Annotated in this window: 17 protein-coding genes; 7 read left to right on the forward strand and 10 right to left on the reverse strand. The window is 62.0% G+C overall.

Features of this window, described 5'->3' with window-relative positions; all coding sequences use genetic code 11:
- Window positions 1–131: 131 nt before the first annotated feature.
- Window positions 132–533, forward strand: coding sequence for a hypothetical protein (locus ACE1EY_RS05470; protein ID WP_291514845.1), 402 nt, complete (start codon window positions 132–134; stop codon window positions 531–533).
- A gap of 7 nt (window positions 534–540) precedes the next feature.
- Here ACE1EY_RS05470 and ACE1EY_RS05475 read toward each other — a convergent pair whose 3' ends face one another.
- From ACE1EY_RS05475 to ACE1EY_RS05490, 4 genes are all read right to left on the reverse strand, one after another.
- Window positions 541–1,404, reverse strand: coding sequence for a TonB family protein (locus ACE1EY_RS05475; RefSeq protein WP_370299641.1), 864 nt, complete (start codon window positions 1,402–1,404; stop codon window positions 541–543).
- A gap of 32 nt (window positions 1,405–1,436) precedes the next feature.
- Window positions 1,437–2,396 (reverse strand): response regulator, encoded by a 960-nt coding sequence (locus tag ACE1EY_RS05480; protein WP_291514847.1) that lies wholly within the window; start codon window positions 2,394–2,396, stop codon window positions 1,437–1,439.
- A 9-nt stretch (window positions 2,397–2,405) separates the two neighbouring features.
- Window positions 2,406–4,115, reverse strand: a complete 1,710-nt coding sequence (locus ACE1EY_RS05485) for a sensor histidine kinase (RefSeq protein ID WP_370299642.1) — start codon at window positions 4,113–4,115, stop codon at window positions 2,406–2,408.
- Between the two features lie 240 nt (window positions 4,116–4,355).
- Window positions 4,356–6,011: a phytoene desaturase family protein gene (locus tag ACE1EY_RS05490; RefSeq protein ID WP_373928050.1), complete on the reverse strand. Its 1,656-nt coding sequence runs from the start codon at window positions 6,009–6,011 to the stop codon at window positions 4,356–4,358.
- Window positions 6,012–6,046: 35 nt separating this feature from the next.
- Between ACE1EY_RS05490 and ACE1EY_RS05495 the strand changes: the two genes are divergently transcribed.
- Window positions 6,047–6,796 carry a class II aldolase/adducin family protein gene (locus tag ACE1EY_RS05495; RefSeq protein WP_370299644.1) on the forward strand — a complete coding sequence of 250 codons (750 nt, stop codon included), beginning with the start codon at window positions 6,047–6,049 and terminating at the stop codon, window positions 6,794–6,796.
- 14 nt (window positions 6,797–6,810) lie between these two features.
- Here ACE1EY_RS05495 and ACE1EY_RS05500 read toward each other — a convergent pair whose 3' ends face one another.
- On the reverse strand, window positions 6,811–7,575 hold the full coding sequence (locus ACE1EY_RS05500) for an SDR family oxidoreductase (RefSeq protein WP_370299645.1): 765 nt from the start codon (window positions 7,573–7,575) through the stop codon (window positions 6,811–6,813).
- Between the two features lie 201 nt (window positions 7,576–7,776).
- On the opposite strand from ACE1EY_RS05500, the gene ACE1EY_RS05505 reads away from it, so the two are divergent.
- Window positions 7,777–8,298, forward strand: a complete 522-nt coding sequence (locus ACE1EY_RS05505; RefSeq protein ID WP_370299646.1) for a hypothetical protein — start codon at window positions 7,777–7,779, stop codon at window positions 8,296–8,298.
- A gap of 78 nt (window positions 8,299–8,376) precedes the next feature.
- Window positions 8,377–9,228: a D-hexose-6-phosphate mutarotase gene (locus ACE1EY_RS05510; RefSeq protein WP_370299647.1), complete on the forward strand. Its 852-nt coding sequence runs from the start codon at window positions 8,377–8,379 to the stop codon at window positions 9,226–9,228.
- On the opposite strand, the gene ACE1EY_RS05515 is transcribed toward ACE1EY_RS05510, so the two are convergent.
- Together ACE1EY_RS05515 and ACE1EY_RS05520 are read right to left on the reverse strand one after the other, a co-directional pair.
- Window positions 9,218–10,171: a M14 family zinc carboxypeptidase gene (locus ACE1EY_RS05515; protein WP_370299648.1), complete on the reverse strand. Its 954-nt coding sequence runs from the start codon at window positions 10,169–10,171 to the stop codon at window positions 9,218–9,220. The genes ACE1EY_RS05510 and ACE1EY_RS05515 overlap by 11 nt on opposite strands.
- 136 nt (window positions 10,172–10,307) lie before the next feature.
- Window positions 10,308–11,096, reverse strand: a complete 789-nt coding sequence (locus tag ACE1EY_RS05520) for an NYN domain-containing protein (protein WP_291514855.1) — start codon at window positions 11,094–11,096, stop codon at window positions 10,308–10,310.
- 120 nt (window positions 11,097–11,216) lie between these two features.
- Between ACE1EY_RS05520 and nhaD the strand changes: the two genes are divergently transcribed.
- Both nhaD and ACE1EY_RS05530 read left to right on the forward strand, forming a co-directional pair.
- The gene (nhaD, locus tag ACE1EY_RS05525; RefSeq protein WP_373928051.1) at window positions 11,217–12,647 is read left to right on the forward strand and encodes a sodium:proton antiporter NhaD; all 1,431 of its coding nucleotides are present in this window, start codon (window positions 11,217–11,219) and stop codon (window positions 12,645–12,647) included.
- Window positions 12,648–12,806: 159 nt separating this feature from the next.
- The gene (locus ACE1EY_RS05530; RefSeq protein ID WP_291514857.1) at window positions 12,807–13,205 is read left to right on the forward strand and encodes an MAPEG family protein; all 399 of its coding nucleotides are present in this window, start codon (window positions 12,807–12,809) and stop codon (window positions 13,203–13,205) included.
- Between the two features lie 90 nt (window positions 13,206–13,295).
- Here the strand turns inward: ACE1EY_RS05530 and ACE1EY_RS05535 are convergent, their stop codons facing one another.
- From ACE1EY_RS05535 to ACE1EY_RS05545, 3 genes are all read right to left on the reverse strand, one after another.
- Complete coding sequence (locus ACE1EY_RS05535) at window positions 13,296–14,474, reverse strand: acetyl-CoA C-acyltransferase (RefSeq protein WP_291514858.1); 1,179 nt, start codon at window positions 14,472–14,474, stop codon at window positions 13,296–13,298.
- A gap of 36 nt (window positions 14,475–14,510) precedes the next feature.
- The gene (locus ACE1EY_RS05540; protein WP_370299650.1) at window positions 14,511–16,589 is read right to left on the reverse strand and encodes a 3-hydroxyacyl-CoA dehydrogenase NAD-binding domain-containing protein; all 2,079 of its coding nucleotides are present in this window, start codon (window positions 16,587–16,589) and stop codon (window positions 14,511–14,513) included.
- A 181-nt stretch (window positions 16,590–16,770) separates the two neighbouring features.
- Entirely contained in the window at window positions 16,771–19,068 is a 2,298-nt protein-coding gene (locus ACE1EY_RS05545) for an RND family transporter (RefSeq protein ID WP_370299651.1), read from the reverse strand.
- A 273-nt stretch (window positions 19,069–19,341) separates the two neighbouring features.
- On the opposite strand from ACE1EY_RS05545, the gene ACE1EY_RS05550 reads away from it, so the two are divergent.
- A complete protein-coding gene (locus ACE1EY_RS05550) occupies window positions 19,342–20,226 on the forward strand; it encodes a DUF3298 and DUF4163 domain-containing protein (RefSeq protein ID WP_291514861.1) in 885 nt (294 codons plus the stop codon).
- Window positions 20,227–20,407: the final 181 nt, after the last annotated feature.

Below are 20,407 nucleotides of genomic sequence, written 5' to 3' on the forward strand. Positions count from 1 at the left end.
AAGCCGTGCGTCAGATCTGCCTATGTTTTCTGGTTGTTGGCCTATTCGTTGGTTTTGCGGGGTGCGCACCGGAGTCGGTGCCTGAGGAGCCCAAAACGGAATCAGCCGCGTCGCTGATTGAACGCCTGCGCATGTCTGCACCCGCAGGCTTCGGAGTGCAGAAGATCGAGATCAAATCGGTTGTCCAGGCCGCTCAGGCGCCTGAGCTATTCACCCGCGAGGGGTTGGAAAGCTCCGCGTACTACAAGTACTGGCGAGCGGATGGCGCGGCCTACAAGGTGCGGCTCAACGTCTACGAATCCGTCGCCGATCTCGAACAAGGCTGGGAAAAGCGGTTTCCATCGGTCAGCCTGGCCACGGCTGAACCCATGGGGGACGGCTACCGCGGTTTTGTGCAACGGGACAAGATCGCCGCGGCCAGTGTTGATGCGGTGCTGATCGAGGTCAGCGCCTCCAAGCAGCCAGATCGCCTGGCCGATTTCACTCGCGCCTATGCGGATTATGTCGAGCAGGTGCTTGCGTCGACGCCGTAGGGCTGGGTTAGCGCAGATTCCACGCGAACCGGAAGACCCCCGTCGTGGCTGTCGGAACACCGTCGGTGGCTGCCGGTTTAAACCGGCATTGGCTCAGGGCGCTGAGTGTTTCGTCATCCAGCCGCCGATGCCCGCTGGATTCGCGAATCGAACCGCTGGTGACCCGGCCTGATGCATCGATGTCCAGGCTGATCACGGTCACGCCTTCTTCCTCGGCGCGGATCGAGTTGCGCGGGTACGTGGGGCGAGAACAGCTATCCCACAGTACCTCGGGCTTTGTCACGACAGGTTGACGAGGAGGGGACAAAGCCACTTTCACGGCGGAACCGCCTTGGGGCGCTGCGGGGGCCACGGGCGGGGTGTCGGTTTCCGGAGCGGCCGGTGATGGTGCGGGTCCTGTTGATTGGCGCGATGCAACCTTGCGTTCGCGCTCCAGACGTTCGATGCGTTCCTGCTCGCTTTCGAGCTGCAGGCGTAGCGCCTCGGCCTCACGTTGGCGGCGTTCCAGCTCCGCCAGTTGTCGGGCACGCTCCTCGGCGGCGGCTTGCTCCTGGGCAGCCAGCTCGGCTTGCATCCGGCCCCTGGCCTCCACGTTGCTCAGACTGTCGCGTAACTCTCTGCGCAGTTCGGCGAGCGCCGCGTCCTCTTCAGCCTTCGCGCGTGTGGCGGCCTCGGTTTCGGCATCATCGCTCGCCATTGCGATTTCAGTGACAACGCCGACGCGTTCGGCCTGATTGCTGAACCAGACGACCGCTCCGACAACCACACCGACGAGCAACAGGGCGAGGGCTATCGCGTACTCCGCAGAATGACCAAGCGACTGGCGGAGCGACCGGGTGTTCGATCCTGATTCGGTAGAAGGTGCTGACATGGTGGTTTCCGTTCAAGCGGTTACGGCCGCGCTCAGGCCTGGAGAAATTGACGGATCTTCGCGAATAACCCGCGGTTCTGCCGTTCTGGAGGCAGGGGGGCGAGTTCCTCGGTGAGCTGCCTGGCTCGGTCGGGTCGGCGCTCCAGGGTCTGATGACGACGTGCCGCCAGGTTGACCGCGCCGCGGAGCACGCTGACATTGATCGGTTTACGCAGCACCCGATAGATCTGGCCGTAGTTGATCAGATCGATAATGTGCTGGGCGTCCGGCTGCCCCGTGAGGACGATGTAAACCAGGCCAGGCCTCAATTGGTGCAAGCCATTCACCAATGTGGTGACGGGCTCGCCACCGATACTGGATTCGGTGATCACGGTGCCGATGCGATGGGTCTTGATCTGCTCCAGCGCGTCGTAGAACGATCCGGCAACATAGGTGGGCCGGTCGGCGCTCAGCACATGGCGCAGGGCTTCGCGTTCTGCAGCATCGGCATCGAGAATCAGTACCCCCGGTTGATCGGAGTTCGCGGGGGTCTCGCCGGCTGGCTGGGCGTCAGGGGGAGACTGGATTGCGATCGGCTCTGGATCATTGGACGCGAGCGCGCTAGCGGTTGTTCGCACTGCGGCCGCGACCGTGTCACGGAGCTCGTTCCGCCGCCATGGTTTTGAAACGAATCGAAAGATTTCACCGTCATTGACTGAGCCGATGATCGCTTCGAGGTCCGAGTAGCCGGTCAGCAGAATGCGGGTGGTGTCGGGCCGGATCGCGGCCGCCGATCGCAAGACGTCCACGCCCGTCATCTCTGGCATACGCTGATCACTGACAAGCACATCGGCGGGCCAGTCCCGCAGAATCTCTATCGCTTCCGCGCCGCTGTTAGCCGTCCGCACGTCGTAATCGGTGCGAAAGATGGATTTCAACGACACCAGAATTCGGGCCTCATCGTCGACGAACAACAGACGCGGCCGCACGGTGATCGGCGGTTGTGCGGTCACAGGGCCTCCTCAGGCGCCGGCCGGCGTGGCCGACCCGATGGACAGGCTGGCCTCCGGCTCGGCGGCAAATGTTGCGACAGGGGAGGATGCGGCCGACTGACGAACCGGTAGCGTGATGGTGAACTCGGAGCCATTACCGGGGGTTGAATCCACCGTGATGCGGCCACCGTGGTCTTCGATGATGCGGAACACGATCGACAGCCCTAGACCGGTCCCTTCGCCGACGGCCTTGGTCGTGAAAAATGGCTCGAAGATATGCGCGCGGGTTTCTTCGTCCATGCCACAACCGGAATCGCTAATGCGGATCACGGCCTGATCGGCTTCATGTCGGGTTTCGATGCGGATCAGGCCCGTACCTTCAATGGCTTGCGCACCATTGTTGATCAAGTTCAGAAACACTTGGTTGATCTGCGATGGCGCGCACAGCACCGCCGGCAGCTCGGCGAAGTCGCGCTCGATTTCAACGCGGCCCTTGAGTTGGTTCTGGCAAATCTTCAGCGCGGTATCCAGACCGTCGTTCAGGTTGAACAGTTCGGTCGTCGAGCGATCCATGCGGCTGAAGTTCTTGAGGCTTTTGACCAGTTCGTCGATCTGATGCATACCGTGCATGGAGTCTTCCAGCAGCACGTCGGCCTCCACCACGCGCTCTTGTGCGTCTTCGCTCAGCCCGCCAGCGGCTTCGACGAGCGCGATGGATTCCTTCACCGTCTCCACGTTGCTCAGCGCGTATCCCAGCGGTGTATTGATCTCATGCGCGACTCCCGCGACCATCTGGCCGAGCGATGAGAGCTTTTCCGACTGAATCAGATGCGCTTGCTGCATCCGCAATTCCTGCAGCGTCCGGTTCAGCTCATCGGTACGCTCCTCGACCAGCTTCTCCAGGTTGGCATTGATTCCATCGAGTTCATTGAAGCTCCCGCGCAGGCGGAGCCCGATGAGGCTGAACACGAGAAGCAGAGCACCGGCAAAGGCCGCCAGCGCCAACGTGTAGTGCTCGATCCGAGCGTCCTGGACAGCGATCGTGTCGCGGACCAGCGCTCCGAGCGCGTTCAGTTGTTCGACTGGCGCGCTGTCGGTTAACGCATCGGCTATCGGCTGGAGCTCATCCTTGGCGGCGCGCACGTCCCGCGCGGCCTGTTCGAAGGTCGGGTGCCTGCCGTTCATCCGTGCCATCAGCGAGTAGATGCGCCCGCCATTGTTCGGGTTGGCCTGCAGCCCATAGCTGGCGAGTTCGTCCAGCAAGGTCATGACCTGAGTCCGGCTGGACTGCTCAGCGTCGGAGGGGCGCAGCGAGGCGAGGATGTGTTCCGCCTCGATACGCAGGCGGGCAAAGGCCGCGATGAAGTGAAGTTGAGCGGCCTTGAACTCGGCCAGCCCATCGCGACGCTCGGCAGCCAGAGCCAGATAGCGATTCAGCGTTCGGTTGGTTTCCGGTTGTGCGGCGAGGCCGGTTTCGGGACGAGCCAAGCGCTCATCGGCCGACGTCCAGAGTGCCGCGGTGCCGTCGAGGGCGGCGAATGAAGTGTCGCGGGTGATCCGCGTGCGGGCGATTTCACGGCTGAACTGCTGCGTTAGCCGCGTCGCGTAATTGACCTGGGCGAGCTGATCGCTGGCCAGCCGGGCATCCAGCGGCCGCTCTTGTGACTTCACGACCAATAGCGTGAGCAGCGCGATCGAGGCCAAGACCGCGAGCACGGCAATCCATTTCCTTAAAAACATGCGTTATCCCCAACGAGCCCTTGTCGGCGTCGTCTTCAAATCCCCAGTGCCGAGTCGGCGAATCGCGTTCTGAGCCACGTCAACAGCCGCGACGTCCCCGCGGGTGGCGGTGGCGCGGTAGGCGTCGCGGAGGGCCGGCGATTAACCAAGCTACGAGGCTTTCGGTGGCAATTTCTGTGCCACGGCGCCTGAAGGGGGCGAACGCCGCCGCATCGCGCGGGAGGTTTGTGTTCGCTCGGCCTAGGCGCGTGTCCAGCGCCGCCGGTCTTTGATGATTTCGACAGCGGCATTGTGGCCGGGTGCCCCGGTGACGCCGCCGCCAGGATGCGTGCCCGAGCCGCATTGGTAGAGGTGCCGCACCGGCGTGCGGTGATCGGCGAAACCCAGGGTCGGGCGGGCCGAAAACATCTGATCCAGTGCGAGCTGGCCATGGAAGATGTCGCCGCCGACCAGTCCGAAGCTGCGTTCCAGGTCCAGTGGTGACAGCGCCTGCTGGGCGATCACCGAGGCGCGGAAGTTCGGCGCGTACTGGGTCACGGTGTCGATCATCAGGTCGGCGACGGTCTCGCGGTGCGTGTCCCAGCTTTCGCCGTTCGGCAGCTCGGGCGCCACGTGCTGGCAGAACAGGCTGGCGACATGGTGGCCTTTCGGCGCCAGCGTCGAGTCCAGGGTGGATGGGATGAGCATTTCCACGATTGGCTGGCGGGCCCAACCGTGGGTCCGGGCGTCAAAATAAGCCTGTTCCATGTAGTCGAGCGTGGGCGCCATCACGATTCCTGCGCCGTGATGCTCCGCAGCCTGGCGTCCCGGCAGACAGGCAAAATCGGGCAACTCGCTAAGCGCGACATTCATGCGGAACGTGCCCGATCCGCACCGCCATTGCGCCATGCGTGTGCGGAAATCATCCGGCAACACTGCGGGATCGACCAGCTGTCCAAACAGCAACTTGGGGTTGAGGTTGGAGACGACTGCCCGCGCATGAAACGCTTCGCCGGATTCCGTGACCACACCGACGGCACGGCCGCGTTCGACAAGCAGTTCGCGGACGGGTTGGTCGACGTGAATCTGCACGCCGCGCGCCCGCGCCGACGCCGCCATCGCCTGCGTGATCGCACCCATGCCCCCGATGGCATGACCCCAGGCCCCCTTGCGGCCATTGACCTCGCCAAAACAGTGGTGCAGCAACACATAGGCGCTGCCCGGTGAATAGGGGCTGGCGTAGTGGCCGACCACGCCATCAAATCCCAATACCGCCTTGATCGGGTCTGATTCAAACCAGTCATCCAGGTAGTCGCCGGCCGAACAGGCGAACATGCGGAGCAGTTCCTGGCGCTGACTGCGGCTGAGCTGGCCGACGGAGCGTCCCAGATGCAGCGAGCGCCACAGTTCGGCCAGCGACGCCCGCCAGCCCTGGTCGGTCATGTTGGGCGGGCGTTGCAGTAGCAGGCTGCGGAGCAGATCAGCCAGGGTGTCGAGCCCGGCGTTGTAGTCGCTTAGGCGCTGCGCATCTCGCGACGAGAACTTGGCGACTTCCTCCTGGGTTCGGCCCGGTCCGACCTTGAGATACCTGCCATCCGCCGTCGGCAGAAAATTGGATAGCGGCCGCTCGACAATGCGCAGGCCGTGGCGGTGCAGTTCAAGATCGGCGATGACTTTCGGCTGTAGCAGCGACACCGTGTAGGACGCCACGGAATTGCGGAACCCCGGATGAAACTCCTCGGTGACGGCGGCACCGCCGACCACCGAGCGACGCTCCAGGACCGTGACCGACAACCCCGCGGCCGCCAGATAACCCGCGCAAACCAGCCCGTTGTGGCCGGCGCCAATAATCAGGACATCGGAAGCGGAATGTGTGTTGCTGGGCATTGGCTGGCGAGCGGCGGAGTCGAGTTGCATTATGCGGTCACAACGACAGCGATAACGGAGACAGCATGGACGTACGCAGCCAGGTCACGGCGGACGAGTGGGAAACCCGGGTGAATCTCGCCGCCACTTATCGGTTGGTGGCGCAGTTCGGATGGAGCGACCTGATCTTCACGCATATCTCCGCGCGGGTGCCGGGTGGATCGCATCATTTTCTGATCAACCCTTACGGGCTGCTGTTTGACGAGGTGACCGCCAGTTCCCTGGTCAAAATCGATCTGGACGGCAACAAGGTCATGGACTCACCGCATGACATCAACCCGGCGGGATTCACCATCCACAGTGCGATTCATGCCGCGCGTGACGACGCCCAGTGCGTGTTGCACGTGCACAGCGTGAACGGCATCGCGGTCAGCGCACAGCGCGACGGCGTGTTGCCGCTGTCGCAGCAAAGCATCTTCGTGCTGGCCTCGCTCGGGTATCACGACTACGAGGGCGTGGCACTGAATGCCGAGGAAAAGCCGCGACTCGTGGCCAACCTGGGGAACAAGCATTTTTTGATGTTGCGCAATCACGGCCTGCTCACGGTCGCCAACAGTATTCCGGACGCGTTTCTCTACATGTACCTGTTTGAAACGACTTGCATGATCCAGGTTCGGGCACAGGCTGGGGGCGGCGAGCTCACCCAGGTGCCCCAATCAATCATTGATGGGGCGATGGCGCAGGCTGCGGCTGTTACCCGCGGCGCGGGCGGGCAGTTGGCGTGGCCGGGGCTGTTGCGGCGCTTGGACCGCATCGATCCGTCCTACAAGGACTAGGCCCCCGCATGCGCCTAGTCGGAAACCGGCGGTAGGCCGACGCGGGCGCGTCCTTCGGTCGTCTTGAGCGAGAAATCCCTGCCTGCGAACTCGCGGGCCGCGTCGGTGCATAGAAACGCGATCGCCTGCGCCGCCCACTCCGGTGGAATGTGGGCCGTGGGCGCCAGACGGCTGTAGCGATTAATACCCGAGGCCCGGATGGTCGCCTGCATATCGGTGGCGACCGTGCCGGGACTCATCCCCACCACCGTGATGCCGCGCTCGCCGTACTCCTCATGGGCGCACTGGGTTAGTGACAACACAGCCGCCTTGGTGGAGCAGTAGTGACTCCAGCCTTCGATGGCCTTGGTCGCCGCCCCAGAGCTCAGATTGATGATGGTGCCGCCGCCTTGCGTCAGCATTTGCGGAATCGCGTAACGCATGCCGTAAAAGACACCCTTGTAGTTGATGTCCACCACGCGGGCCCAGGCATCGACATCGACATCGCCGATGTAGGCCACCGGATCGATCACCCCCGCGTTGTTCACCAACACGTCGAGGCGTCCGAACTGCTCCACGCATTGCTCCACCGCTGCCTGGACCGACGTGGGCTGGGTCACATCACAGGGCAGGGCCAGGGCGCGGCCGGGGCCGGCGTTGATCTCGTCCGCCAGCGCGCGCAAGGCCGATTGATCGCGTGATGCGAGCACCACCTGACGGTCTTGCGCGGCCAGTACGCGTGCAGTCGTGGCGCCAATCCCACGGCTCGCTCCGGTGATCAGAACGGTTTGTCGGGTCATGCGTGGCCTATCAGTGTGACGCGGAGGCGGGTAGTGTCGCGCTGACCCTGTTCGATGCAACCCTGGCAGGGCGTGCGCCACGCATGGCAGCCTGTCGGAGAGCAGGTTAAAATTGGAAAAACGGGTGTTATCCACTCGCATGGTCGATTAACTGATAATTATTCAAGTCGGGTCAAGGCCGACATCACTGGGGAGATACGGATGCAGATCAAAATATGGGGCGCCGCCGCGGCAATGGCGGCGATGAGCTTTACCGTGTCGGCGGCTGAGGATGGTCGGAACTGGCTCACCTTGGGTCTGAACGTGGTTTATGGCCATGTGGATACGCCCTGCGGCGGAAGCAGCGGTGATCGGTGCAGCGAGCAGGGGCCGCTGAACGGTTTCACCGGCGCGTTCACCACGGTTGGCGAGTCCGGCGGGTTGTTTCGGACGCGGATTGGGGTCATGCGCGAGCCTGACACCGATGATGATCCCGTCGAGGTCGCCGTGCTCTTTGGCGGGCGTTTCGGTGACAGCGCGGCCCATGGCGCGATCGGCGTCGGGCGAATCTTCAACCCGGATGACGATCTGTCCGGACATCGCACGGGCCTCGCATGGGAAGTGTTCTTCGCGCCCGAAACCGCACGTGAGAGCGGATTCGAATTCGCCATTCAGGGCAATTTCGCCGGTAGCGTGGAGTATGTCGGCGTCAACTTCGGCTTTCGGTTTGGCGACATGGACTGATCGCATCGTCGCAATGTGGCCGGTAGGATGACAACGACTGTCTCGTTCTTCTTAAACCTCCGCCCAAGGAGTTGCGATATGCCTGCCGATGCTAGTGCCAATGCGAGTGATCCGGTGGCCGCTGCCACCTCAGATCTGGTGACTTTGCGAGAGCCCGGCGGCGGTGTCGCCCGTATCACGGCGCATGGCGCGCATGTGCTGGAATGGCGCCCCGAGGCAGGGGCGCACAATCAGCTGTTCCTGAGCGCCGACAGCGCTTTCGGGGCCGACGCGTCAATTCGCGGCGGTATCCCGGTCATCTTTCCGCAGTTCGGCGAGTTTGGTGAGCTGCCCAAGCATGGATTCGCCCGCCGGTCTGCCTGGCAGCTCCTGGCGGTGGATGAAGCCTCGGCGACGTTTGCGCTAAGCGAGGGCCCGGCGACGCTGGACATCTGGCCGCATCCGTTCTCCCTGAATCTGACCGTGAGCCTTCGCGCCTCCGAGCTGCGCTGCCTGCTGACGGTCGAGAACACGGGCGATGATGCGTTTCAGTTCACCGCCGGGCTGCATACCTATCTGCGGGTCGCGGCGATCGATACCGTGGCCCTGGTAGGACTCGGCGGGCGAACCTACTGGGATGCCACCCGTGGCATGGCCGAGGCGATTCAGGCGGAAGACGAGCTGCGCTTCGGCCCGGAACTCGACCGCGTGTATCCCAATGTGCTGCATGCCCTGACCATGACGGACGGGCCGCGGCGGCTGCGTATCGAGGCGGAAGGCTTTCAGGATGTCGTCGTCTGGAACCCCGGCGCGGACAAGGCGGCGGCAATGTCGGACATGGAGCCAGGCGGTGAGCAGCGGATGCTGTGCGTAGAGGCCGCGCAGATCGACAACCCGGTATCGCTTGGGCCCGGCGCCCGGTGGCAGGGCGCCCAGATGCTTACGGTCTGAGCAGCAGGTTTTCCGGCGGGGCCAGCAACAGGTTCCAGTCGGGCAGCACCGGGCGGGGCGGTAGCACACGGTCCTGTTCGCCGATGTGTTCGTCCAGCCACTCGATCAGGTCATCCCACATCCCGGCAATCTGCTGGTTCGTCGGCATGATCCCGGCGTACTGCAGCTCGGGGGTGAGCACCGGTATCGCGAGCGTTCGGCCGGCGTAATTGCCCAGCGAACCCGGGTAGGCGCCCAGGCGATCCAGGTTCAGCATACCGAGCTGCTGCGGCGGGGGCGGGGGGCCGTCAAAATCGAGAATACCCAGAGGCGCATGCACGCTGACGATGACATCCGGGTCGAAGCGCTCAATTTCGTCCACGAGCCACTGCACTTCGGGTTCCGAAGCGGCGGAAGGCCCGGGATAGCGGCGCGGGTCACGGCCGGTTTGCTCGGTCCAGTACGGCAGGGCACGGGTCGCCCATTCCAGGGTGGGGAAATTGCGGTTGAGATCCACGCCGTTGGCGTTGGTTCGGGTCGCGGGGCCGGCGAGCAGGCCGTCGGGATTGAGGCAGGGGATCATCCGCCATTCGTAGCGGCGGCTGCTGTCCCTCGCCAGGCGCTCGGCCCAGCGGAACTGGATGCTCACGGCGGAGTATTCATCGCCGTGCACGCCGCCCAGCAGCAAAACACGTGCTGGGCGTTTATCGACGGGCGGCGTCCGTGTGGCGGGGAAGTCACCGATCAGAATCGGGCGATGCTGCACCGTGCCGGTGCCGGCGATGCCAAAATCCACCACCGCGCAATCCTCCACGGCGATGCTGCCGAGCAGGTTCGCCAGCGTCAGGCAGCCCTGCGCACCATTCGCTAGTGGGATCGGGCGGGCCTGACCGGAATGCGCCGCCGGCAGATGCAGTAACAAGATGCAGGCGATGAGGATCGCCCGGCCGTAATGAAGAATCACAGTGCGAGTGACGCGCCGCGTAGTGGGTGGTGAGGGGAACAGGCCATCGACTGGCCGGCGCGAAGAATACGCGAATCCAGCCGCCGATCGCCAACGCAGTCGGCTGTGTTCAAGTCAGGCACGAACACCCGACGAATCAGCTTTCGGCGGGGCGGACCAGGTAGCCGCCGGAGCGTTCGTCGCGAGTGAGTAGCAGCAGCTTGGTCTCGCCCATGGCTTCGAGCAGCTTGTTGAACGAATCGAAGCCGTGGAACGATTCCGAGAAGCCCGGCTTACGCCGCTTGAGCGTCTGCTTGATCATCGAGCCCCAGATGCGCTCGTCTTCGCCGCGCTCCTGGATCAGTGCTTCCAGGGTTTCCAGCACGTAGTCGAAAGCGTCCTGCTTGGTATCGTCCACCTTTTGCGTGTTCGGCTTCTTGGCCTTGCGCTTGCGCCGACTCTTGTCAGTGGAGCGGACCAGGTCATCGTAGAAGATGAAGTCATCGCAGTTTGCGGTGAGCAGATCGGAGGTGGAGTTCTTCACCCCCACACCGATCACCGTCTTGTTGTTCTCGCGCAGCTTGCTCACCAGCGGAGAGAAGTCCGAATCACCGGAGATGATCACGAACAGGTCCAGATGCTCCTTGGTGTAGCAGAGATCCAGGGCATCGACGACCATGCGGATGTCTGCAGAGTTCTTGCCCGACTGGCGCACATGGGGAATATCGATCAGCTCAAACGCCGCCTCGTGCATGGGCTTCTTGAACTCGGCGTACCGGCTCCAGTCGCAATAGGCCTTCTTGACGGTGATCGAGCCCTTGAGCAGCAGGCGCTCCAGTACTTTCTGGATATCGAATGCGGCGTAGTTGGCGTCACGGACGCCCAGGGCGATGTTCTCGAAATCGCAGAACAGGGCGAGATTGGGTTGTTCGCTGGTTGGATTCATAGGCGCCATTATCGCAGGTCGGGCCGCAAAGCGGCTGACTTGCGCGAGTAGTTAGGATGGCTTGCTAATCCGCGCAGGGTGGCTATGATCGCCGCCCTCACGTTCGTTCCGGATCACGCCATGCGTGCACTGCGCCTGTTAGTTCCTTTCTGTCTGTTGATGTTCCCTGGCTTGTCGATCGCGGTCGAGCCGGTGGCGGACCAGGCACTGGATCTGACGACGAGCTGGATCGGGCTGGCCTGTTTGGTCATGTTCGTCGTGGCCTACGTACTGGTGGTGCTCGAGGAATGGAGCGGGATGCGCAAGTCCATTCCCGTGCTGATGGCTGCCGGATTCATCTGGACGCTTATCGGCGTGGCTTACACCCTTGCGGGGCAACCGCATGCGGCGGGAGAGCTGGTGCGTCACAGCCTGCTGGAATACGGCGAGTTGTTGCTGTTTCTGCTGGTGGCGATGACCTACGTGAACACCTTGCAGGAGCGCGGGGTATTCGACGCGCTCCGCGGCTGGCTGGTCTCGCGGGGTTTTTCGCTGCGGGTCGTGTTCTGGGTGACCGGTGGTCTGGCGTTTCTGATGTCGCCACTGGCTGACAACATGACCACCGCGCTGGTGCTGTCATCGGTGGCATTGGCGGTTGGTGGCGAGCAGAGCCGTTTCGTCGTCGTGGCCTGTATCAACATCGTGGTCGCAGCCAACGCGGGCGGTGCGTTCAGCCCCTTTGGCGACATCACCACCCTGATGGTCTGGCAAAAGGGCCTGCTGGGAGCCGGCGAGTTCATGGCATTGCTGGTCCCGGCGCTGGTGAACTGGCTGGTGCCAGCCGCGATCATGAGTTTCGCCGTGCCCAATGGCCGGCCTGAGGCGGTGGGAGAGGTGGTCCAGGTCAAGCGCGGTGGCTACATCATCATCCTGATGTTCGTGGTCACGGTGGCCGTGACCGTCACCATGCACACCGCGTTTCACCTGCCGCCTGCGCTGGGCATGATGGGCGGGCTGGGCCTGCTGAAACTCTACGGCTGGTATCTGAACTGGTCTGCGCTGCGCAGGCAGGGGCAGCCGATCAGCTTCGTCTCGCATGACGAGATGATGTCCGACCACACCGAACCCCACGCCCCGAACACCTTCCGCGAAGTGGCCCGTGCCGAGTGGGACACGCTGCTGTTCTTCTACGGCATCATCGTCTGCGTGGGCGGGCTGGGCGCGCTGGGTTATCTCGCCGCCGGCTCTGAGCTGATCTACGAAGGCCTGGGCGCGATGACGGCGAACGTGCTGGTCGGCGTGGCCTCGGCCATCATCGACAACATCCCGGTGATGTACGCCGTGTTGAGCATGAACCCCGCCATGAGCGATGGGCACTGGCTGCTGGTCACGCTCACCGCCGGGGTTGGTGGCTCGCTGCTATCCATTGGGTCGGCCGCTGGCGTGGCGGTGATGGGGCAGGCCCATGGTCGCTACACCTTTTTCGCCCACCTGCGCTGGAGCTGGGCGATTGCGCTGGGCTATATCGCCAGCATCGCTATGCACCTGTGGATTAACAAGAGCCTGTTCTGAGCGGCGAGCACCGACGTACTCGCCTATCGGCTCGCGGAAGAGAGACCTGCTAGCTGACGAGGCATCGCATCGATCGCACCGTAGCGAACACGCGGGCGGGCCGCTCGGCTGTGGCATCCTCGCGGCCCCGGCTTCGGCCCGCGCAAGGAGATGTTCGCAATGATCGTGACCCCACTGTATGCAGGCTTGCTGGCGCTATGGTTCATGGTGTTGAGCATTTGGGTGATCATGGGCCGCAGCGGGCCCGATGGCGTCAGCCTGGGTGACGGCGGCAAGGCCGAGATGACTCGCCGCATCCGCGGGCACGCGAATTTCGCCGAGTACGTGCCGATGGTGCTGGTGCTGCTTGGCGTTTCCGAACTCAGCGCTGCGCCGGGCTGGTTGTTGCACGCGGTTGGATTGAGTCTGCTGGTCGGACGGCTGCTGCACGGCTATGCGTTGTCGTTCACCGCGCACTTCATGCCGGGCCGGTTGCTGGGGATGATCCTGACCTTCTCGGCGTTGCTGCTCGCCGGTGGTTACTGCACCGGGTACGGGGTGGCCAAGTTGATTCAATAGCAGGCGACCGAATCGGCGGCCGGTTTCGCTGGCCCCAGATACAAAAATGCCCCCTGGGACGCGGTCTCAGGGGGCGTTCTGACTCATGCGCTAGACGACTTCGAACAGACCGGCGGCGCCCATGCCGCCGCCAATGCACATGGTGGCGACCACATACTTCGCACCGCGGCGTTTACCCTCGATCAAAGCGTGGCCGACCAGCCGGCTGCCGGTGACGCCGTACGGGTGCCCGATCGCAATCGCGCCGCCGTTGACGTTCAGCGTCTCGTCCGGAATCCCGAGCTTGTCCTGGCAGTAAAGCACCTGCACCGCGAAGGCCTCGTTCAGCTCCCATAGGCCGATGTCATCCACCGTCAGGCCATTGCGTTCCAGCAGCCGCGGAATCGCGAACACCGGACCAATGCCCATCTCATCCGGTTCGCAGCCGGCGACAGCGAATCCGCGAAAGATGCCCAGCGGCTCGATGTTGCGCTGCTCGGCGAGTTTTGAATCCATCACCACGCAGGCCGATGCGCCGTCCGAAAACTGGCTGGCGTTGCCGGCGGCGATCACGCCACCGGCCAGGGCGGGGCGAATCTTCGACACGGCTTCGTAGGTCGTGCCGGGGCGGATGCCTTCATCCTGCGCGCAGGTCACGGTTTGAGTTACGAGCTGGCCGGTGGCCTTGTCCATGACCCCGGCGGTCACGTCGATCGGGGCGATTTCGTCGGTGAAGCGGCCGGCCTCACGAGCGGCCTCGGCGCGCTGCTGACTGCGGGCGCCGTATTCGTCCTGCCGCTCGCGCGAGATGTTGTAGCGCTTCGCCACGGTCTCCGCGGTTTGCAGCATCGGCCAGTAGATTTCCGGCTTGTTTTGCGTGAGCCAGGACTCCTGCAACATGTGCATGTTCGCCTCGTTCTGCACGCAGGAGATCGATTCCACGCCGCCGCCGATCATCACCGGCACCTTGTCGACGATGACGCGATGCGCGGCCATGGCCACGGCCTGCAGCCCCGAGGAACAGAAGCGATTGACGGTGACGCCAGAGGCCGTGATTGGCAGGCCGGCGCGCAACGCGATTTGCCGCGCGATGTTCGAGCCGCAGGCGCCTTCAGGCCAGGCGCAGCCCATGATGACGTCTTCGACGTCAGCGGGGTCGAGGCCGGCGCGTTCAACGGCCGCCTGAACGACGTGGCCGCCAAGCGTGGCGCCATGAGTCATGTTGAAGGACCCGCGCCAGGACTTGGCGAGGGGCGTACGTGCGGTGGATGCGATGACGGCTTCGGTCATGATGGTTCTCTCGAATTCGTTATTGGGAACAAAGGCTTAGTTGAATGTCTTGCCTTCGGACGCAAGCGTCTTGATCAACTCGGCGGGTTCCCAGAACGCCGTGTCCGCGCCCGGCAGCGCGGCGAACTGCCGCATCCGGCGCTCGACGTTGAACAAACCCATGTTGTCGGCGTAGAGCATCGGCCCGCCGTGATGCAGCGGGAAGCCATAACCGTTGAGGTAGACCATGTCGATGTCGGAGGCACGCTGGGCAATACCGTCTTCGAGAATGCGTGCGCCCTCATTCACCAGCGAGAGGATGAGGCGATCACGAATCTCGTCCTGCGACAGCTTGCGGCGTTCGATTCCGAGTTCGGCGCAGGTATCGAGAATGAGCTGCTCGACCTCGGCGTCAGGATGGGCCTTTCGATCACCGGGGATGTACTGGTACCAGCCGGCACCGGTCTTCTGGCCGAAGCGGCCCATCTCGCAGAGCTTGTCGGCGATGGGCATGCGAGGCATGTCCGGGTACTCCACGTAGTGGCGCTTGCGGATGTACCAGCCCACGTCGTTCCCGGCGAGATCAGACATGCGGAACGGCCCCATGGCGAAACCGATGGACTCCACGGCCTTGTCGATCTCCTGCGGCAATGCGCCTTCTTGCAGCATCGCGAGTGCCTGCGCGACGTACTTGTTGATCAGCCGGTTGCCGATGAAGCCGTCGCAGACACCGGCCACCACGCAGAGCTTGCGAATGGCCTTGCCGAGCTTCATCACGGTCACGAGCACGTCGTCGGCGGTTTTTTCTCCACGCACGACTTCCAGCAGGCGCATGACATTCGCCGGGCTGAAGAAGTGCAGGCCAACGACATCTTCCGGGCGCTGGGTGAAGCCGGCGATGGCGTTCAGATCCAGCGTTGAGGTGTTGCTGGCGAGAATGGCGCCGGGCTTCATCACAGCATCGAGCTGCTCGAACACCTGTCGTTTAACGTCCATGTCCTCAAACACGGCCTCGATCACCAGGTCGGTGTCGCCCAGGTCGTCATAGGACAGCGTCGGCTGAATCAGCGCCATGCGCTGTTCCAACTTGTCCTCGCTCAGCTTGCCCTTTTTTACCCGGCCTTCGTAATTCTTGCGGATGGTCGCGATGCCACGGTCCAGGGCCTCCTGCTTCATTTCCAGCAGACGGACCGGAATGCCGGCATTGAGAAAGTTCATCGTGATGCCGCCACCCATCGTGCCGGCGCCGATCACGGCGACCTTGTTGATAGGCCGGGGCTTGGTCTCCCTCGGCACATCGGTGATCTTGGCGGCCGTCCGCTCGCCAAAGAAGGCGTGGCGCAAGGCCTTGGATTCCGTGGTCTGCACGAGTTCGCCAAAGAGCGCCCGCTCGAGCGCAATGCCCTTGTCGAACGATCCGGTGGACGCGGCGACCGCCTCCACACATTTGACCGGCGCCGGGAACGGGCCGGCCATCGTCGCCACGGTGTTCTTGGCGACCATCAAAAACCCTTCGGCTTCCTTGTGATCCACCTTGCGATCGCGGACCCGTGGCACAGGCTTGCCGATGGCCTGTTCCGCCAGCTGCATGGCATCGGCGCGTAGATCGCCGGCCATGGCATCGAACAGGGCGGTGGAGGCGAGCTGCTGGGCCGGCACGATATTGCCGGAGACGATCATGTTCAGCGCGGGCTCCAACCCGATCATCCGGGGCAGGCGCTGGGTGCCACCCGCGCCGGGCAGCAAACCGAGCTTGACCTCCGGCAACGCGATTTGCGCATCCGCTACCGCGACTCGGTAGTGGCAGCCCAGTGCGAGTTCGAGACCGCCGCCCATGCAGGCACCGGAGATCGCGGCGACAACCGGCTTGGCGCTGGCTTCGATGGCATCGATGACCGTCGCCAGCGTCGGCTCGGCGAACATCGCCGGCGTGTTGAACTCGCGGATGTCGGCGCCGCCACTGAACGTGCCCTGGGCACCTATCAGCACGACCGCCTCGATTGCCGGATCAGCGCCGGCGCGGTCCAGCCCTTGCAGCAGGCCCTTGCGCAATGCATGGCCCAAGCCGTTGACCGGCGGGTTTTGCATGGAAATGACCGCGACGCGGCCCTGGGTTTGGTAGTCAGTTGCGCTCATCTGCACTCCAGTTGCGTTGTTCTGCCCGGCTCGTGGCCGGTGATTTTTGGTTTATGGACGTGGTTCTTCGGTGAATTCCGGGCAACGCACGGCAGGCGGACTGCCGTGGCGAAAATTGATGCGTACCGGAGCGTACATGAGGTGGCCGACCGCGACCACCGCATGCTTTCCGGCGTGTGGGTCAGGCCTTTTTACGATCGAACTGGAGCAACAGCCCCGGCAGGAACAGCAGATCGAACACCAGCGCGATGCCGATGGTCATGGCCGTCATCATGCCCATGGAGGCGTTCACGTCGAAGGTCGATTGCGCCAGGATCAGGAAGCCCGCTGCCAACGCCACCGTGGTGATCACCAGCGCCGCGCCAACGGTGGTGAACGCATAACGAATCGCATCCTCCGTCGAGTAGCCGAGCTGGCCGCGAGCCCGCAGGTACTTGCTGAAGAAATGCACCGTGTTGTCCACGACAATGCCCAGGGTGATCGAGAACACCGCGGCCACCGCGAGATTCACCTGGCCGACGATCAGCCCCCAGAGCCCGAAGGAAATCGACGCCGGGAACGCGTTCGGCAGCAACGACAGCAGGCCGAACTTGAACGAGCGCAGCGCGATGATCAGCGTGACGGCGATCAGGGCCAGGGCGAGGGCAGAGCCACGCATCATCGCCTCGATATTGTTCTGACCGATGTGCGCGAACATCAGCGACACGCTGGACCCATGGTTCTGGATGGCGGGCGCATTGGCAGCCAGCCAGGACTGCGCGCGCTCCTCAACGGCGATGATCTCCTTGGAGTTCAGATTGCTGAGGTTCACCTGAAACTTGGACGCCGACTTGTCGAAGGTGAGCTGGTTGTTGAGATCCAGCCCCATGGGCAACGACAACTCGTAGAGCAGGATGTACTGGGCGATCAGCTCGCGGTTGTCCGGCAGCCGGTAGTAGGTCGGATCGTCACCGTGCATGTTGCGGTTAAGCCGCTTGACCACGTCGGTGAAGGTCGACACATGCGTGACCTCCGGCTGGCTTTCGTACCAGCGTGAAAACGCCTCGACCTGACGCAGGTAGTCGGGATCGACAATGCCGTTCTCCTCGCCGGCGGGCAGGGAGTAGGCAATGGTGTCCACGCCGGTGAGGTTGTCCTGCACGAAATCGAAGGCCTGACGGATCGACAGCGATTCGTCGAAATACTCGACCGTGTCGTCGTTGAATTCATTGCGGGTCACAAAGCTGATCAACACCGCGGCCACCGCCAGAACCGACCAGAAGATCAGCCGGTTGTGGGCAATGATCAGATTGGCCAGCTTGAGCATCGGCCCGCTGCGGTCGGGGTCTTCGTCCACCGGCTTCACGCGAATCGGCAGCATCAGCGTGATGCCGGGCAGCAGCACCAGCGACCAAAGCATCGCGCCCAGCACGCCGAACCCCACCGACGTGCCCAGCTCGCGGAAGGGTGGCGAATCAGAAAAGTTCAGACTGAAGAAGCCAATGGCGGTGGTAATGGAGGTCAGAAACACCGGCTTGATGTTGATCATCAGCGCGTGCTCCATGGCCTCCAGCTTGCCGAGACCACGCCGCAGGTCTTTCAGGTAGCTGATCAGCACGTGCACGCAGTCCGAAACCGCCAGCGTGAGAATGATGATTGGCGCCGACACATTGATCTGGTTGACCTGGTAGCCCAGCCAGCCTGTCACGCCCAGCGTCGCGACAATGGAGACGATGATGATCACCACCGTCGCCACCGTGGTCGTGATGCTGCGCATGAACAGCGTGAGCAGCACGATCACCGCCAGGAACATCAGCGGCACCAGCGTCGCCGTGTCATTCGACGCCGACTCGTTGAAGCTGTGGTTCACCACCACCTGACCCATCATGTACACATCAAACTGCGGGTACTTCTCGATAAAACGGTCACGCAGCTCATAGGCGTCCGCCATCAGGCCGGGGATCACCGCACTCTGCTCGCGTGAATCGTCCGGCAGCTCGACCCGCACGTTCACCGACGTAACATGCGCCCGATCGGAAATCAGGGCATCGACCAGCACGGGTTCGGCCAGCGCGATTCGCTCCAGCTCGGCCAGCTCACCATCCGACAGCGACGCCGGATCACGCACCAGATCGTGGACGATCAAGTCATCGTCTTCTGCGTGGCTGTACTGAAAATTCGAGATCGAATCGACCCGGACCGACCGCTGCAACTGCCAGGCCTGATCCGTCAGCCAGATCACCGCCTCCAGATTGGCCGGCGTGAACACCTTGCCGTTGTCCGGCTCCAGCACATAGGCCACGTTGTCGCCACGGGTGTAGGCATCCTCCATCGCCTCATAGGCCACCAGCCGCGGATCGTCATCGCTAAAAAAGATCTTGTAGCTGCTCTCGAACCAGAGCTTCGCAGCCCCGCTGGCAATCAACACGACCAGCGCCAGCGACAGCAGGGCGAACAAATAACGGCGGCGCACCAACAGCGCGGCAAGACGAGCTTCCATGAACACTCCCTAGTCGACAGCGCCGCACCCGGCGGCGCCCGACGCGATCATACCGCTTGGTATGTCAGCGCGCGATACGGACCGACAAAAAGCGCGCCTTGTGGGCACGGTGTGATACGGGAATACTGGCAACTTGGCGAACAGGGGGAGATATATAGATATGGATGGGAATCGGCGGGGATATCCAGATCGGTATGGTTCTATATGGATCTGGATGTTGGATGGTTCGGCTAATTGGCGTTAGCATTTGCACGATACTCACGGATTACCTAAATGAATCAAATTGGGATACTGGAGATATTTGTAAGCTTGGGAGTTCCGGGGCTTGCCTTGTTTGTGTTTTGGTCAATTTTTAAGGCATTTCATTGGGATTTCCCTAAGGTTCCCCAGAAATGGGTGGCGCCCATCATAATAATATTTATGTTGCTTACTGCGGTTATAACTCTATATGCTTTAACGTTATGGAAGCCAGTAAATGGCAATGATCCTAGTTCTAGGCAAGCCATTGAGGAAAGCGCAGAAAATCAGCGACTTGAAAAGAAAAGCTTTTCAGAGAAAGTTACAGTAACAAAGAAGGTCTTTAGTAGGGAATATCCAATAACAGTAGAGGGTTGGGAGGCCCATGGAACATTATCAGTTACAATAAATTATCCAGAAATTAGAGGCCACCCTGACAATAACATACAAAGAAGCATTAACAAGCTTCTTAAAGAGAGGGCTGGTTTGTTCAATAATCACGAAAAAGAGCAATTTGATCACGTTTCTGATTATGATCTTAAATCTAACAAGAATAATATAATTTCATTTACCTTTATCGATCATGGCGTTTATGTGGGTGCAGCTACATCTGTAACCCACAGCTCTAGCCTCAACATAAACCTAGTGAATGGAGCCCCTTTCGAGCTAAAGGACTTATTTAGATCTGGCTATCACACGTTTTTATCTGATCTCATTACTGAGCAAAAATTATGCGGGCCAGCCAAAGCACCTGTTTATGATAATCAAGACTTTTATTTTACTGAAAGTGAGGTGGTAATAATTTACTCAAGAGGGGAAATATGTGCTCGCGCTGCCGGTGTTATAGAAGCTAAAGTAAATCTAGATAGATTGTCCCCCATTATCAATCCCAATGGCCCACTTTACTATCTTATTAATTGATATGCTAACTGTCGGGTCCCGGATGAATATCTCGTTCATACTCGCCGTCCACTGCTGATGGGCCGAGAGGTCCTGAAGGCCACTCTGGCACACTGGAGCGAGATCCGAGAATGCTGATCAGCTTGCACAAGAACGCCACGACGACACCCGCGATACGCCGTGCGATTCAGACCTCCACGGA

The sequence above is a fragment of the Abyssibacter sp. genome, from assembly GCF_964229365.1.
GTDB lineage: Bacteria > Pseudomonadota > Gammaproteobacteria > Nevskiales > OUC007 > Abyssibacter.

Coding starts and splice junctions, on each gene's coding strand:
- ACE1EY_RS05470 (WP_291514845.1), top strand. CDS start 132: ATGTCTGCACCCGCAGGCTTCGGAGTGCAGAAGATCGAGATCAAATCG.
- ACE1EY_RS05475 (WP_370299641.1), bottom strand. CDS start 1,404: ATGTCAGCACCTTCTACCGAATCAGGATCGAACACCCGGTCGCTCCGC.
- ACE1EY_RS05485 (WP_370299642.1), bottom strand. CDS start 4,115: ATGTTTTTAAGGAAATGGATTGCCGTGCTCGCGGTCTTGGCCTCGATC.
- ACE1EY_RS05490 (WP_373928050.1), bottom strand. CDS start 6,011: ATGCAACTCGACTCCGCCGCTCGCCAGCCAATGCCCAGCAACACACAT.
- ACE1EY_RS05495 (WP_370299644.1), top strand. CDS start 6,047: ATGGACGTACGCAGCCAGGTCACGGCGGACGAGTGGGAAACCCGGGTG.
- ACE1EY_RS05500 (WP_370299645.1), bottom strand. CDS start 7,575: ATGACCCGACAAACCGTTCTGATCACCGGAGCGAGCCGTGGGATTGGC.
- ACE1EY_RS05505 (WP_370299646.1), top strand. CDS start 7,777: ATGCAGATCAAAATATGGGGCGCCGCCGCGGCAATGGCGGCGATGAGC.
- ACE1EY_RS05510 (WP_370299647.1), top strand. CDS start 8,377: ATGCCTGCCGATGCTAGTGCCAATGCGAGTGATCCGGTGGCCGCTGCC.
- ACE1EY_RS05520 (WP_291514855.1), bottom strand. CDS start 11,096: ATGAATCCAACCAGCGAACAACCCAATCTCGCCCTGTTCTGCGATTTC.
- nhaD (WP_373928051.1), top strand. CDS start 11,217: ATGCGTGCACTGCGCCTGTTAGTTCCTTTCTGTCTGTTGATGTTCCCT.
- ACE1EY_RS05530 (WP_291514857.1), top strand. CDS start 12,807: ATGATCGTGACCCCACTGTATGCAGGCTTGCTGGCGCTATGGTTCATG.
- ACE1EY_RS05535 (WP_291514858.1), bottom strand. CDS start 14,474: ATGACCGAAGCCGTCATCGCATCCACCGCACGTACGCCCCTCGCCAAG.
- ACE1EY_RS05540 (WP_370299650.1), bottom strand. CDS start 16,589: ATGAGCGCAACTGACTACCAAACCCAGGGCCGCGTCGCGGTCATTTCC.
- ACE1EY_RS05545 (WP_370299651.1), bottom strand. CDS start 19,068: ATGGAAGCTCGTCTTGCCGCGCTGTTGGTGCGCCGCCGTTATTTGTTC.
- ACE1EY_RS05550 (WP_291514861.1), top strand. CDS start 19,342: ATGAATCAAATTGGGATACTGGAGATATTTGTAAGCTTGGGAGTTCCG.